The following is a 15,052-nucleotide window of genomic DNA, read 5'->3' as shown; positions in this document are numbered from 1 at the left end:
TAAAGGGTTGCCTAAGTTATCTTTTTTAAAAGATTAGCTTTTAAGCATGCTGTAGGTTATAATAATCAGGTTATTATATTTTTCTTTAGGGAGAATAAGATTAATGGATAAATCACAAAAAAATTCTAAGAAAATGATGTGGACCACACTGGCAACGATGGCCTTCTCCATAGTTTGGAGTTTCGGTAACGTTGTTAATGGGTTCATTTATTTTGACGGTACAAAAGTAATTCTTAGCTGGATTATTATTTTCCTACTGTTTTTCATACCATACTCACTGATGGTTGGGGAACTAGGCTCTGTCTTTAAAGACTCAGAGGGTGGAGTTTCCTCATGGATTAATGCTACTCTTGGAGCAAAGTGGGCATATTATGCTGGTTGGACTTTTTGGGCTGTTCACGTTGTATATATTTCCAGTAAAGGTACTGGTGGATTAAGAGGAATGGCCTGGGGCATCTTTGGTAACACGAATTGGTATGACAGTTTGCCAACCACTGTTACTCAACTTGCCACTTTAGCTGTCTTCCTCTTCTTCTGCTGGGTTGCTAGTCGTGGCTTACCAGTTATTAAAACATTGTCAACCATTGCTGGTTCTTCAATGTTCATCATGTCTATTTTATTCATTATCATGATGTTTGCGGCACCGATAATTAACCCACATGCCGGTTTTAACACCATTAGCTGGAATTGGAAGAATTTTGTACCAGACTTTAATGTTAAGTATTTTACTTCTTTATCAATTTTAGTATTTGCGGTTGGAGGAGCTGAAAAGATTTCACCTTATGTCAATAAGTTGAAAGATCCCGCACGTAACTTTCCTAAATCAATGTTAGGCTTAGCTGCAATGGTAATGATTTCTGCTATTTTAGGAACAATTGCTTTAGCCTTAATGTTTGATCCTAAAGTTGTAAACAACAATTTAAATGAATACATTTCAAATGGACCTTACATGGCTTTCAATAAGCTAGGCGAATACTACGGTGTTGGTGGACTGTTCATGTATATTTACGCTTGGTGCAATGTTATCGGACAATTTTCAGCATTGGTTATTAGTATCGATGCCCCGCTACGTATTCTTTTGGGCAGCAAAGAAGCGAAAGATTACATTCCTAAAAAACTGCTAAAAATAAACAAACACGGCGCATATATTAATGGTATTTGGATGGTTGTCTGCCTTTCAGGGGGTTTAATTGTCTTACAGGCAATTATGCCTAATGCTCAAGCGATCATGGCACAATTAGTTAAGCTAAACTCGATTGTAATGCCAATGCGCTACCTGTGGGTTTTCATTGCTTATATTGCTTTACGTAAACAAGCAAAAAAATTCCATAACGGTCAAAATTATGAAATGACCAAACACCAGGGTTTAGCATATACTCTTGGATTTTGGGGGTTACTTGTTACAATTGCATGTTGCTTAATGGGAATGTATTCTCCTGATCCATTCACTTTAGGCTTAAACATTGCAACACCAATTGTTTTATTATTGCTTGGTATGATCTTGCCATCAATTAAGCATCACCAAGATGCAAAGGCATAATTTATCAGTTAGACAAGTTAAAGGCCGCCTTCTAAGGTGGTTTTTTAATATCGTGACAAATACACCATCTTAAAAAGATTAAGTGAAAACTATTTTAACAAATAAAAAACACAATTCTCGTTAGTAGGAATTGTGTTTTTTTAATTAATCTACCTCAGATAGATTTGCTTTTATTTAATTTGACCAGCAGTTAATTCTCCACGTTGAGCAAATTCTACATAAAGCTTATTACCAGCTGCTGATAATCCTTCAATCTCACGTTTAACGTTAAAATGATAGGTTTTCTTATACGTACCGTTTTGGTCAACTCTGAAAATATAATCATTAAACCCGATATAGAATTGCTTACGGTTCGAATCATAAGTAAAACCTTGAACAGGTGAATGATTACTTACAAAATTACCCTTGGTGGCTCCTATTTCTTCTGGGGTCCAAGTATCACCATTTCTGGTTACTTTCCAGTATTCATAATAGCCGTTGCCACCATTATGGAATAAGCAGTACATGGTATTATCACCATCAAACGTAGCATTATGAATATAGCGTGGGAAAGCTCCACTCCAAATTCTAAAACTCCAAATCTGATTAATCTTCATATCCGATTTACGAATTTGAAAGATCTCTTCTGACGCATTAGAATTGCTTGCAGTATTATTATTAGCAATAACATAAATATAATCAGTCGAAGAGCCAATAGCCTGTCCGTGACCTAATTTGATGTATGGGCTAACTTTGATATTTGAGGCATAGCGTTTAAAGGTAGACCATTTTAGATTTGCTAAGTTTTGGGCAGTAAACTTATTAACGCGATTTAAATTGTAAGTCACTAAGTGACCATTTTGATCATGACTGGATTTAAACAGAGCAACAGTGAAATCAGAGCCGTTAACAGAAATACCTTCAGGTATTACACCTACTTGGCCCATTTGATCTCCGGCTTCATGATATCCTAGGCTGACAAATCTTGGTTGGAACAACTTGGTTTTTAAGGTTAAGCCATTTGCACGAAAAGTATTTGCCTTAGTTTCTGAAGTATAGTGATGCGCAGGATTCCAGTTTCTAGAAGATGACTTTGAACTACCCTTCCATGTTGCTACTTCTTTTGGACCGTTCTTTGGTGTTAAAGCTGCTCGACTGATACCCTCATTTTTATCATCACGCACGGTCACATCTACACTAGCCTTAGCCTTGCCATATTGATATTCAATAGTAGTCTTTCCAGGAGTTGCAGAACTAACACTTGCTTTGGATACATTTACTTTACCAACATTAACTGCAGTACCAGCACCATTAGTCACGTAATTAATTGCATCCCTGGTCTTAAATGAAAAATCACTATTTTGAACTAAACTAATTTTTTTAGCCACAGAAATTTCATTTCTTGCAAAAAAGTTTTGGTTTACCCAGCCTACCGGACGACCATCAACGATAATTTTCCAAAATGTTCCCTTTTTTGTCGCTAACGACTGCTTTGACTGAATTTGGCCATGCTTCAAATATTTAGTCGAGGTAAACTTACCTGCTGGACCATTCTTGGTTACACGATGATAAACAGCAAAATTACCATCTCCTGCAATCTTAGTTACAGCTTGATGGTAGCTTCTTGCCTGAATATTTGAATTATTACTCCCCACAAAAAATAAGCTAACTGCAACTGTAGCGCTAGCAATTAGTAAATTATGCTTCAATTTTTTTCTCATCTACTTTTTACCTTCCTATAAAACTATAAATATAGTTTTGCACTTTTATATGACTAAAGCAATAGTTATTAAATCAAATTAGCAGAAAAATTCTGTTTAATTGCTAGCCATATTGATAACGAGCTAGAATTAGCTCAAATATTTTGATCAGTAAACTAAAAAATAATTAAACTGATTATGTAGAATCAGCTTTTTTCTGTAATTTAATGCTAAACTAGGTGTAAAAAGTCTGAGGAGATGATCTTCATGTCGAAACATTTAACAGAAGCAGAAAATTTATTGCGCCAACATAATTTAAAGGTTACCAAGCCTCGTTTAAAAATCTTACAATACTTAATGTCGCACCATAATCATCCCACCGCTAGTACTATTTTTCAGGCAATCAGTGGTAACGAACCTACTTACCGTGCTACTGTTTATAATACTTTGAATAAACTAGTCGATGCAGGAATAGTGATTGAAATTAAGAATAGTGATGATTCTCTTCATTATGACTATTTTGTAGAACCCCATTTTCATATCATTTGTAAACAATGTGGCAAGATTGCAGATGTTTATTATCCAGATTTTGAAACGGTTGAAAATCGAATGCGCGCTGAGGCAGAAAAACAAACAGGTTTTATTACATCTGCAAGTCACCTGGAGATTTTTGGTATTTGCCCAGATTGTCAAAAAAAGAATAATAAAAGCAAGAACTAACTGTTCTTGCTTTTTACTTTATTCAAATTAATCGATTTTCATACTTACTAACAATTCAGCTCTTTGAGCTAAATTAACATATAATTGCCCGTTATTAACCGAAATTCCTTCAATCTCGCGGCCTGTATCAAATGAATAATGATCTTTTAATGTGCCGTCACGACCGATCTTAAAGATTAAATCATTAAAGGCAAGATAGAAGTTCTTATGTTCAGGATCGTAGGTAAATCCTTGAACAGGAGAGTTGTTATTAACAAAATTACCATCTGTTTTTCCAACTAATTTTGGATACCAGTTGTCACCAGTACGAGTTAATTGCCAATATTCGTAGCGATTATTCTTAACATCGTGATAAACAGTATACATTTCATAATCATTCATCACAACACCGTTATGGAAGTAACGTGGATTGTCTTGGTCGCCAACCCAAGTCTTAATGGTCCAAATCTTATTAATTTGCAAGTCGCTCTTCCGAATTTGTAATAATTCTTCAGAATCACTGCTCTCCTTCAAGGTATTATCATTGTTCAAGACGTAGATATATTTGTCACTTGAACCCATAGCTTGACCGTGGCCAATCGGAATATAAGGACTAACTTTAACGTGCTTTACATAATTGTTAAAATCCTTTTGTGACATATCAAGTAAGTATTGAGCGTTATAAGGACTAGTTAGTTTATTTAAATCATAACCTACAATATGGCCTGACCTTAAATATGTATGGCTTAATAAACTAGTATATGCCCATCCCTTTGACACAGTAACGCCTTCTGGGATATGACCTACACGGTTAATATTATCATCACTAGGGTCTTTAACACTGAGTAAAACTGGTTGATAGAATTTAGTCTTTAGCGTTAAATTACCGCTTGTCAAAGTGTGTTTTTCAGTTTCCGGAGAATATTCAGTTGGACTAACATAATTAACTGAAGAACCATAGTGTGTTTTCCATGCTTGATGGTCATTAGTACCTGGTTGAGCTGGTAAACTGTTAGTTACGTCTGGGTCGGCAATTCCCTCTTTAGTACTCTTTCTGACAGTAACTTTAACAGTAGCAGTAGCCTTACCATATGTATATTTTACTTTATAAGTTTTTGGAGTAGCACATGGTATGGTATCACGCGACACTTTGACATTATCATTGTCAATAACTGTTCCCATATAGTTAGTTGCATAGGAAATGGCATCTCTTGTAGGAAATTCATAGCCATCATTAAGAACTAAACTGACTGTTTTAGGGACAGCAATTTCATTTCTTGCAAAATAATTTTCATTGACATAGCCGACCTTACGACCGTCAACATAAATTCGCCAGTAGCGGTATTTCTTTGTTTCAATCAATTGGTCAGATTGAATGTGATTGTATTGGAAATTGATGCCGTCAGCGACTTTTTTGACAACCCTACCATTTTTAACATCTTGCCAAACTTTATAATTCTTATTGCCGGCAACTTTGGTCATCATGGCATAGCCAGTAATAATCTGTTTTGGCTTCTTTTTATTTTCTTTGTCTTCGTCGCCATTATCCCCATCATTAGGATTTTTCGGATTTGTCGGCGTTTTTGCATCCGTATTGTTATTACCATTGCCGTCGTCATCGTCAGCACTCTCACCATTATTTTCATTATTGTCAACTGTATCAGAGACAGAATTCTTATTAGAATTGTTTTGTGTTGGTGTTTGCTGCGTAGTACTGGAATCAGCTGCAACTGGAGTTGCACACAATCCAGTCGTTGCTGGTAAGCAGACTATCAATGCTGTCGTCATTGTTGCTATTTTTTTAATAAGCTTCAAAATTATTCCTCCAAAAATTTAGTTTACTCTTCGTATTATATAATAAGAATGTTGTAACTTAGAATACAAAATTAATACACTTTCATTGACAGGGTTTGATGTAAGTGATTTAATTAGCACTGTACTTATTAGAGTGCTAATAGATATGAATTTTAATTCAGGAGGTAAAAAAATGCTTGTACCTACAGTTATTGAACAAACTGCCCGTGGCGAGCGTGCTTATGACATATACTCACGCTTGTTAAAAGATCGAATTATTATGCTTAGTGGTGAGATTAATGATGATATGGCCAATTCAATTATTGCACAATTATTATTCCTTGATGCCCAAGACAATACGAAGGACATTTCATTATACATTAATTCACCTGGCGGTGTAATTACATCTGGTTTGGCAATCATGGATACCATGAACTTTATCAAATCAGATGTTTCAACTATTGCTATTGGTATGGCCGCATCAATGGCATCAATTCTTTTGACAAGTGGAGCTAAAGGTAAGCGCTTTGCTTTACCAAACTCAACTGTCTTGATTCATCAGCCTTTGGGCGGTGCACAAGGTCAGCAAACCGATATTCAAATTGCAGCCAATGAAATTTTAAAGAGTCGTGAAAAGATTAATAAGATTTTACACGAAACAACTGGTCAGCCACTAGAAAAAATCCAAAAGGATACCGAACGTGATAATTACCTGACTGCACAAGAAGCAAAAGATTACGGTTTAATTGACGAAATTATGGTTAATCAAAAAAAATAGTACAATAGTTTTAAAAACTAGTTTAAACTTTAATAAAAGAAGGTAACTCACTACATGGTGATTTACCTTCTTTTTAGTTTTACTTTCTTTTACACTTTTAATCAAAGTATACAGTTAAAACTAATTATTTATTTTAACTAAATTAGTTCCTGCAAGTTACTTTAAATCGGGCAGCTAAAAAAGATCATTTAAGCTATACATTATCTTGAAAAAACAGCTCATTATTGTTAGTAATAATGTTCTTGCCTTCTTGATTCTTACTAATATTTTTCTTTTACCCAGTGTCATTTAAGCTATAAATGTAACTACTTTTTACATAACTTGCTATAAAAAGTACTTTAATAACTATATTTTTATTTAATTATTAAGAAGTACTTTTACGACGAAACTATTAAAAATATCTGTTATTAATTATTCAATTCGGTCATACCATCGGTGTTCTTACCGCGAGAGTGATAGTGATCAATAATTCCAAGCTTTTTAAAAATTGTTTGTTTGTAAGCAATTTCTGCGTTCCATTCCACTGTTTCTAAAACTTCTGTCGCAGCATGCAAATCTGTTTCAGTAATCAAAACCCCGTGACTGTTTAACAAAAAAATGTTCTCTTTTGCGTCTTTACCCAACTTTACTAATTCGTTATGAACTAAATCTGCAAGTTCTTTGCTACATGCTTCTCGATATGGTAAACATTTAATTTTACCTAATGGGACATTGAAGGACGTGATTTCGGTTAAATTAGGCATATCTTGTCCTAAAGTGGCCCAAAACATGCTTTTTGGTGCATGTGAATGATAAACAACTCTAATTTCCTTATTTGCCTCATATGCTCCAATATGCATATTAATTTCTCGTGTTAATCGACCTTCTCCGGCTAATTTCTTACCAGTCGCTAGATCTACGACTAAAACTTGTGATGCATTCAACTTCGAAAACCAAGCTTCTGACATAAATGTAGGTGTCATAAGGAGATAGTCATGACCAGAATAGTAGGTCTGATCATCATATGAAAAAGTCTCATCGGGAGTAATTTTTACCGAAATGTTTCCCCCAGCCACATTAGTCATTTTTCTATTAAACATTTCTCTAGCAACTTCTGCAACATCTTTTCTCTCATTTTCAAATGGAAGACGTTCCTTAGTTATATCATAGTTTTCAATCATTCTACTTTGCTCTTTTCTTTCATAGCTCTATATCGTTCACGTTTTTTATATGCCTGTTGGTATTGTTTTTCTCGTTTGCTATTATATTTTTCAAAAATAATTGGATCACCAAATTTTGCAATGTAGATTCCAAACAAAATAACAGCTATACATCCTGGAGTATTATGTGTAAGTATTGCCTGAACAGTTAAAAGTATGTTGACAAATAATGCTAAATACCACCCAATTCTGGCTATTATTTTTTTATCGGAAGTAGCCTTATTGTTCATTAATTATGCACCTTACTTTCGACTATAATTACTAAAATCAGCTTGATTTATATCTTTTATTTGAAAATCTGGTTTTCGATAGACAGAAATTTTACTTTTATGAGCATTAGCAAAATCAACACCATCAATACTATCAATATTCCAGTTACTATCTTCATTTAAGTTTTCTGAAGAAGTAGGAGTGCTTTCGTTGCTTTCAATATTATTAAGACTAAAAGCATAACGTTTGCTTGGTAGCGCAATTTTCATTTGATCTTTATAAAGCCAAATGAAAATAATTAACCAAGCAATAGCTCCTAATATTGCCCACCATTTACCGTTAAATGCCTGAGCAAAAAGCAAACGAAAGTCAGGTCCTTCAAACGTAGACCATGAAAGCTGTTGTCCTGCTTTTACATGAACAGCACCGGTTGACTTAGCTAAATTAGTAATCACTGGAGCAAAATAAGTAGCTCCATAAAGGAAAATTGGTGTAGTAATGACTCCAAGAGTGAGCATCCGCCATAAATTAGCACCCGTTAAAAGTAGTGCAGCAACAACAAAAGATAGATTAATAATTCCTGCAAACGGTAAAACCGTATTTCCTGGTAGTACCATTGCCATTATTAGCATTACTGGAACTAAAATGATAACCGTAACCCAGAGTTCATTTCTTCCTGCCAGAATTGGCCAATCTAGACCAATGAAAACTTTCCGTCCTTTAAAATGCTTTTTCATCATATCATTCATTGCACTTGCAATTGGATTAAGAGCCTCCATGAATAATTTAGAGATCATTGGAAACATCGTCATAGCTGCAGCAGCCTCAATTGCAAGCTTTAATGAGCCAGATAATGAATAACCAGCTCCAAATCCTAATAGAACACCTATGATTGCCCCCATTACCGAGTTATCTGCGAATATACCAATCTTCTTTTGAATAGCATTAGCATCTGCTGGCCTATTCATTATTGGAATAAAGTCAAGAAGTTTATTAAGTGGCATCAGTATAACCGCAAATAAAGTAACAAAGTGTGGAACAGTAACTCCGGGAATCCCTGTCAAGTCTTCAATGTGCCGCTGCCACATATCTCCAGCTTTTAATTCAAGAACGATCTGAATACTAGCTACCAAGAAGCCGTAAAACGCGTTATTAGTAAAGTACAATACTACAACATAGGTAAAGATTTTATTCCAAACGTTCCACATATCAACGTTTAATGTTTTTGTCCAATTAAATGTCAGCATGACAAAGTTAATTAATAATAATAGTGGAAAAAATAAGAACGCAGTTTTATACGACCAAGTAATGGCAGCTACACCTGGCCAGCCTTGGTCAATAGCATTTAGGCTTAAGTGCATCATTTTTGACATTGATTGTGCAGCTGGTGAAATCGAATCTGTCATGTAGTTAACAACCAAAGTCATTCCACTAAAAGCAACACCTAAAGTCAAAGAAGCTTTAACTGCTTTACTAAGTTTCAATCTAGCTATCATAGAAATAATAAACATGATTAACGGGACAAAGACTGCAGCACCTAAGTTAAGAACGTAGTTAACTATGTTTTTTAGTATTTCCATTTACAATACACCTCCTTTGATTACGACTTGCTTTTCAAATTCATCATCGCATTAACTAACTCTTGGTAAGTTTGACTTCCCTTTGAGCCAGTTAAAATATCAACACCATTTACTTCAGGTATCCCTTCTTTCTTGCAAATAGCATGAATCTCCGGTGTTGGTTTTGCTAGCCAAACATAGATATCATAATTTGGTAGAACGCTAGCTAACTGTTTAAAATCTGTAGCCTCTACTTCGACCCCTTTTACAGCATGCTCTTCTAAAAATGACTTTACTGTACCAACAACTGTTTCACTAGTGGCAATCCCACTCCCACAGGCAACAACAATCTTTAACATAATTCTCTCCCTTAAAATCGTTCAACTAAAAATTGATATACGTCACTAGGATCTTCAAGCATCTTAAAACTATTAACAAAAGTTTGATCATTCATTAATTGCATGAATCGTTGCAATAGCTTAACTTGTAAATCTTGCTCTTCACTAGTAATTCCCAAAAAGAAAAAATTCTTAACTGACATTACTTCATCAGTTCCCATTTGCTTCATCGGTATATTTTTTAAAGTTTTAACAACTGCAATAAATGCTTGATTAACATTTTCTGGATTGGCATGAGGCAAGGCTATTGGTAAAAAATTAGTCTTGAGTCCTGTTGGGAATTCGTCCTCTCGTTTAGAAAGAGCATTAAAATAGCTATCTTTAACAATGCCATAATTATTAAGTTTTTGAGCAATTTGAAAGTATAAACTTTCTCGGTCCTTTGCTTCAACATTCCAAAAAATTAATTTCTTGTCGAATAAATCAGAATAACTATCCATTTTATCCTCCTTTGTTCAAATGTTCGAATATTTTTGGTTTTTATAGCCGGCTGATTAAAATTATAAAACGCTTTCAGTATTAATTCAACAGTATTTCATAAATATTATCCAAAAATATTTGTTCAACTTTATTCATAAATAAAGTACTACCTTCATAACAAAAAGATAGTGGTTTAAATCTGTAAACTAATTTAAACTTATTAAGCGAATCGAAACGTTATAATATTTCTAAAAATAAAAAGTATCTTAATTACTTTTTACGATAAATATTTACATTAATGTAATATAAATTTAGCCACGAAGCTCAATAATTAATAGGAGGAACAAGATTGAACTTATCAAAAGCAGATCGGTTACAGAAAATAGTTGAAATCTTAGCAACAACTAAAAAATTAAGTACCAAAAAATTACAGCATGAAATGGACATTAGTACATCAACCCTACGGCGAGATTTAATTAGTTTACAAGCAACAAATACAATTAATTGGACTCATGGCTATGTTAGTTTGCTTGAAAATTCAAACGTTGAAATTGCTTATGCCACTCGTAAAAGTGAAAATGTAATTATCAAAAACAAGCTTTGCAAGTATGCTGCTGATATAATTACAGATGGTTCAGCAATTTTTTTAGATGGTTCCTCAACTTTAACTTTTTTACCAAAATATTTTGCCGGAAAAATTAATTTACAAGTTATTACTAATAATATTAATATTGCTGATGAGGTTTCACAGCTGAGAAATATTGGTATTTCCGTTTTAGGTGGACAAATTTCATATCGATCAAATGCAATCTTGGGCCCAAAGGCCATAGCCGATCTTAATCAAAATTATCGACCAAATTTAGCCTTTTTATCTTGTAGTTCAATTGATAACAAAGGTATTTATATGAAGGACGAAGAACAAACTTTTATGAAAAAGGCAGCAATTAATTGCGCCCAAAGGACCATCTTACTGGTTGACCATACTAAGTTTGGTAAAAGCGATTATATTCTACTGTCGGATTTTAATTCAGATAATATTCAGACTATAATTACTGACAAAATGCCACCTAAATATATTTCAAACAGCATTGCTAAAAATGGAATTGATTTGATTGTAGCTAATTAATCAAAATGACAATTTAATAGCACAATCTATTTTTGGTTTTCTTCAGCCTGTATTTTTAAAAGGATTATGAAACACTTTTAAAGCAAACAAAAAGGAGGAGAGAAAATTTCTCTACCTCTTTTTGTTACTCATTTAATGTTTCAGCAATCTCATGCAGTTTGGCAAACCGGTGGTTAGCACCCGACTTCGAAATTGGTCCATCCGGTACTTTTTCGGCTACTTCTTTTAAAGAGAGTTCCGGGTTCTGTAATCGCAGACGTGCTATTCCCTGTAACTTTTCGGGAATGTTTCCTAAGCCAATTTTATTATCAATCAGCTCGATGTCTTCAACTTGTTTGGCAGCGGCGTTAGCTGTTTTCTTTAAATTAGCAGTATCGCAATTTACTAATCGATTAACTGAATTGCGCATATCACGCATTATTCTGAGATCCTCAAAAGAAAGCATGGCATTGATTGCACCAGTTATATGTAAAAAATCACCAATTTTTTCAGCTTCTTTTAAGTAGACGATATAACCCCGTCGCCGCTTAGTTGTTTTCGCATTAAGATTAAAATAATGATTCATTAGCTTAAGCAGATCATTATTATGATCCTCATAAGCAGAATATATTTCAAGGTGGTAACGACTTGTTTCAGGGTTATTAACGCTGCCACTGGCCAAAAAAGCACCTCGCAAATAAGACATAGCACCTTCACGCGAATTAATAATTCTTTTGGGAATACGGGTAATTAATCCTGCCTCGGGAGTTAAAATTTCCAAATTTGTCAGAATTTCCTTAACGTGATTTTGCAGCCGAACCAAGTACTGATTGTTTTTCTTAAGCTTCATTCTTCGTGAAACTATTAATAATGGTTCGACCTTATATGCGGTTTTAACTAAAGAAAAAATGCGACGCGCAATTGCCGGGTTTTCGGTCGTAATATCAAGGCTAAACATGTGATCATGAAAGTTTAAAACGCCGTTCATTCGCAAGAATGCCGCTAACTCAGCTTTTGCATGCTCAGGATGAATTGGTAGCGACGTTAACTCCTTCTTTACCTTGCTCGCATAGCTTGCCATTAACTAATCCGTTCTCTTTCTGCGGGACATTGCCGCAAACGCCCGATTAATAATTTCTTTAGCCACTTTTTGCCCATCGTGAAAAACAAGGCCACTTCGCTGATCAATAAAATCATCGGTAATGACGCGGCACCCTTGTTGCCGTAAGCCAGCATAATCATTTTTAACTGGCTCGATATAAGCATCGTAATCATCCGGGTCAAATTTTGACATATCAATCTTGGCCCCATTAACCAATGTTGTATTGATATAATGACCACCAAGATGATTATTAATTACAGATACATGGTCACAATCAGAGAAATGATCTGTTTCACCAAGCTGAGTCATAATATTACAAATATAAATAACTTCAGCTTGCGTCTTCTTAACAGCCTCACCTAAATTGGGAATCATTAGGTTCGGCAAAATTGAAGTAAACAAACTTCCCGGTCCCAAAACTACGGCATCAGCCTGCATTATGGCATCTAAAACGGGCGAAACGGCTTCTGGCTCAGAAGTAGAATTTGTATCAGTTACCCAAACACGCTTAATCCGTTTATCTTTATTAGTTATCTCCTTTTCCCCTGCTTGAACTGTGTCATCAATAAATTCAGCATTTAGTGTCAGGGGTTCATTTGAAGCTGGAAAAACATGACCATCCACTCGCATCATACGTGATAAAGATTGCACGGCATCAAAAATATTGCCATGCATTTCATTTAACGCTGCGATAATTAAATTACCAATCGCATGCCCGGAGAAAAATGAATCTGATGAATCAAACCGATATTGAAAAATATCTTTTTCTTCCTGAGGAATATCACTTAATGAAACTAAGACATTTCTAATATCGCCAGGTGGAACAACGTTAATAAAGTTTCTAATCGAACCAGACGAGCCACCATCATCCGATACAGTAACGATGGCAGTAATCTGCGCATTTTGATCCTTTAAGGCGTTTAAAACTACTGGTAAGCCAGTACCGCCACCAATAACAACGATTTGTGGTCTTCTGCTTTTAGTAACTCTAATTATTTTAGAATCTTCATAGGTCATTTTTTCACCTTTTTCTAGTGTAGCGACTAATTTCGCGGTGCGTAATATCAACTGAATAATTTTGGGATAAATCATGAGCAAGCTGCTGGGCAATTGCGACGCTCCGATGCTGACCACCAGTACAACCAATCGCAATTGTTAATTTACCCTTGCCTTCTTTAATATATCCGGGCACAGCCGTTTCCAGTAAATCTAATAACTTCTTGTAAAAGACTTTTGTTTCGCTTTTTTCCATTACATATTTGGCAACACGCTTATCTAAACCAGTAAACGGTCGCAATTCAGGAATATAAAACGGATTGGGCAAAAAACGAACATCCATAACGATATCCGCATCGATTGGCATACCATACTTAAAACCAAAGGACAGGACTTCAATCGAAAATGGTTGTTTTGCCTTACCACTAAACTCATCAAAAAGTTTCTGCTCAAGCTCTTTGGGCTTCAAATTAGAAGTGTCAATAATATCATTGGCCCGATTTTTTATTCCCGTTAATATTCGACGCTCCTCGATAATTGCATCAAGAAGTCTACCACTTCGAGCTAGTGGTGGAACTCTTCTTGTTTCTTTATAGCGGGCAACAAGGGTATTATCTGAAGCATCTAAAAAAACAATCCTTGTTTGAACGCTACTATTATCTTCAAGTGAGTTTACTTCGTTTAACAAATCCTTGTAAAAATTTTTAATTCTAAGATCAACGACAACTGCCACCTTTTTAAAGTCATCTGAATTAACGATTAAATCCCAAAAACTGGAAAGAAGCGTTGGTGGTAAATTATCTACAACGAAATAGCCCATATCTTCAAGAGCATGCGAAGCCACCGTTTTACCAGCACCACTCATACCTGTAACGATTAATAATTGCTTTTTATTGACAGACATATGCTATCCCCCTATTGATATAATTATAACATACCGGGTGTTTCATAACTTTTCTGGGCAAAAAAAAAGTCCGCTAGGAACTTTTTCTTTGTCTTTTTTATCTACGGGCAAATGCCGCAATTACTTCACCTATTCCGAAAATCAATAGCCATAATGAAACTAACCAGATTAACGTTAAAGCTGACAATGCTGGGTTAAACATTAAACTAATTGCGATTAATAATCCGAAAATATTCAAAATAATATTAATCCAAAAGTAAAAACCCGAAATATCTCGTAAATGCCACGAAAAAATAATTCCAGAAATTGAATCAAATAGGAACCAAAATGCAAATAAATATGCAATTGTTAGTCCAGCAGCATCGTATGAATAGAGGAATAGAACACCGATAATGATATCCAATACCCCAGAAACAATTGAGAGCCAGCTAAATGAAACAAAATAGCGAAAACGGCTATAAAATGCCAACCAAACAAATCCTTGTACAATCGATACAATTGCAAACAACAATACAAATGCATGTAATGCCTTGCCTGGATGACGGATTAAAAATAGCCCTGCTATGATCATTAAAATACCAGAGATTAGTGCGGCCCAGTTAAAGCCACGGTTTTCCCTGTAATTTGAAAAATTATCCATCTTTCTTCCTCCCTGACCGTTATTTTACA

General features: G+C 34.9%; 15 protein-coding genes. 4 read left to right on the top strand and 11 right to left on the bottom strand.

The window, feature by feature from the left end; translation table 11 throughout:
* Window positions 1–103: 103 nt before the first annotated feature.
* A complete protein-coding gene (locus tag J3U73_RS01160) occupies window positions 104–1,540 on the top strand; it encodes an APC family permease (RefSeq protein WP_220269400.1) in 1,437 nt (478 codons plus the stop codon).
* Window positions 1,541–1,710: 170 nt separating this feature from the next.
* Here the strand turns inward: J3U73_RS01160 and J3U73_RS01155 are convergent, their stop codons facing one another.
* Window positions 1,711–3,240: an SH3-like domain-containing protein gene (locus J3U73_RS01155; protein WP_267409353.1), complete on the bottom strand. Its 1,530-nt coding sequence runs from the start codon at window positions 3,238–3,240 to the stop codon at window positions 1,711–1,713.
* Between the two features lie 246 nt (window positions 3,241–3,486).
* On the opposite strand from J3U73_RS01155, the gene J3U73_RS01150 reads away from it, so the two are divergent.
* A complete protein-coding gene (locus tag J3U73_RS01150; protein ID WP_267392836.1) occupies window positions 3,487–3,939 on the top strand; it encodes a Fur family transcriptional regulator in 453 nt (150 codons plus the stop codon).
* 27 nt (window positions 3,940–3,966) lie between these two features.
* Here J3U73_RS01150 and J3U73_RS01145 read toward each other — a convergent pair whose 3' ends face one another.
* Window positions 3,967–5,733: an SH3-like domain-containing protein gene (locus J3U73_RS01145; RefSeq protein WP_258562426.1), complete on the bottom strand. Its 1,767-nt coding sequence runs from the start codon at window positions 5,731–5,733 to the stop codon at window positions 3,967–3,969.
* A 172-nt stretch (window positions 5,734–5,905) separates the two neighbouring features.
* On the opposite strand from J3U73_RS01145, the gene clpP reads away from it, so the two are divergent.
* Window positions 5,906–6,490 carry an ATP-dependent Clp endopeptidase proteolytic subunit ClpP gene (gene clpP / locus J3U73_RS01140; RefSeq protein WP_220269397.1) on the top strand — a complete coding sequence of 195 codons (585 nt, stop codon included), beginning with the start codon at window positions 5,906–5,908 and terminating at the stop codon, window positions 6,488–6,490.
* A gap of 407 nt (window positions 6,491–6,897) precedes the next feature.
* Here the strand turns inward: clpP and J3U73_RS01135 are convergent, their stop codons facing one another.
* The 5 genes from J3U73_RS01135 to J3U73_RS01115 are packed head-to-tail and all read right to left on the bottom strand — an operon-like array spanning window position 6,898 to window position 10,296.
* On the bottom strand, window positions 6,898–7,650 hold the full coding sequence (locus tag J3U73_RS01135) for a class II aldolase/adducin family protein (RefSeq protein ID WP_220269396.1): 753 nt from the start codon (window positions 7,648–7,650) through the stop codon (window positions 6,898–6,900).
* Entirely contained in the window at window positions 7,647–7,919 is a 273-nt protein-coding gene (locus tag J3U73_RS01130) for a hypothetical protein (RefSeq protein ID WP_220269395.1), read from the bottom strand. Before J3U73_RS01130 ends, J3U73_RS01135 begins: the two co-directional genes overlap by 4 nt.
* Before the next feature lie 12 nt (window positions 7,920–7,931).
* Window positions 7,932–9,479: a PTS galactitol transporter subunit IIC gene (locus tag J3U73_RS01125; RefSeq protein WP_220269394.1), complete on the bottom strand. Its 1,548-nt coding sequence runs from the start codon at window positions 9,477–9,479 to the stop codon at window positions 7,932–7,934.
* 20 nt (window positions 9,480–9,499) lie between these two features.
* On the bottom strand, window positions 9,500–9,817 hold the full coding sequence (locus tag J3U73_RS01120; RefSeq protein WP_220269393.1) for a PTS galactitol transporter subunit IIB: 318 nt from the start codon (window positions 9,815–9,817) through the stop codon (window positions 9,500–9,502).
* 11 nt (window positions 9,818–9,828) lie between these two features.
* Entirely contained in the window at window positions 9,829–10,296 is a 468-nt protein-coding gene (locus J3U73_RS01115) for a PTS sugar transporter subunit IIA (protein WP_220269392.1), read from the bottom strand.
* A 329-nt stretch (window positions 10,297–10,625) separates the two neighbouring features.
* On the opposite strand from J3U73_RS01115, the gene J3U73_RS01110 reads away from it, so the two are divergent.
* Window positions 10,626–11,402 carry a DeoR/GlpR family DNA-binding transcription regulator gene (locus tag J3U73_RS01110; RefSeq protein WP_220269391.1) on the top strand — a complete coding sequence of 259 codons (777 nt, stop codon included), beginning with the start codon at window positions 10,626–10,628 and terminating at the stop codon, window positions 11,400–11,402.
* 124 nt (window positions 11,403–11,526) lie between these two features.
* Here the strand turns inward: J3U73_RS01110 and whiA are convergent, their stop codons facing one another.
* The 4 genes from whiA to J3U73_RS01090 all read right to left on the bottom strand — a co-directional run bounded on the left by whiA (window position 11,527) and on the right by J3U73_RS01090 (window position 15,023).
* A complete protein-coding gene (gene whiA, locus J3U73_RS01105) occupies window positions 11,527–12,462 on the bottom strand; it encodes a DNA-binding protein WhiA (RefSeq protein ID WP_220269390.1) in 936 nt (311 codons plus the stop codon).
* Between the two features lie 3 nt (window positions 12,463–12,465).
* Window positions 12,466–13,500 (bottom strand): gluconeogenesis factor YvcK family protein, encoded by a 1,035-nt coding sequence (locus J3U73_RS01100; RefSeq protein ID WP_267409352.1) that lies wholly within the window; start codon window positions 13,498–13,500, stop codon window positions 12,466–12,468.
* Window positions 13,501–13,504: 4 nt separating this feature from the next.
* Window positions 13,505–14,383: an RNase adapter RapZ gene (rapZ, locus tag J3U73_RS01095; RefSeq protein ID WP_220269388.1), complete on the bottom strand. Its 879-nt coding sequence runs from the start codon at window positions 14,381–14,383 to the stop codon at window positions 13,505–13,507.
* Window positions 14,384–14,480: 97 nt separating this feature from the next.
* On the bottom strand, window positions 14,481–15,023 hold the full coding sequence (locus J3U73_RS01090) for an HdeD family acid-resistance protein (protein ID WP_220220971.1): 543 nt from the start codon (window positions 15,021–15,023) through the stop codon (window positions 14,481–14,483).
* Window positions 15,024–15,052: the final 29 nt, after the last annotated feature.

It is taken from the genome of Lactobacillus sp. B4005 (assembly GCF_026536045.1).
Lineage (GTDB): Bacteria > Bacillota > Bacilli > Lactobacillales > Lactobacillaceae > Lactobacillus > Lactobacillus panisapium.
This window is presented reverse-complemented; position numbering and strand designations above follow the sequence as displayed.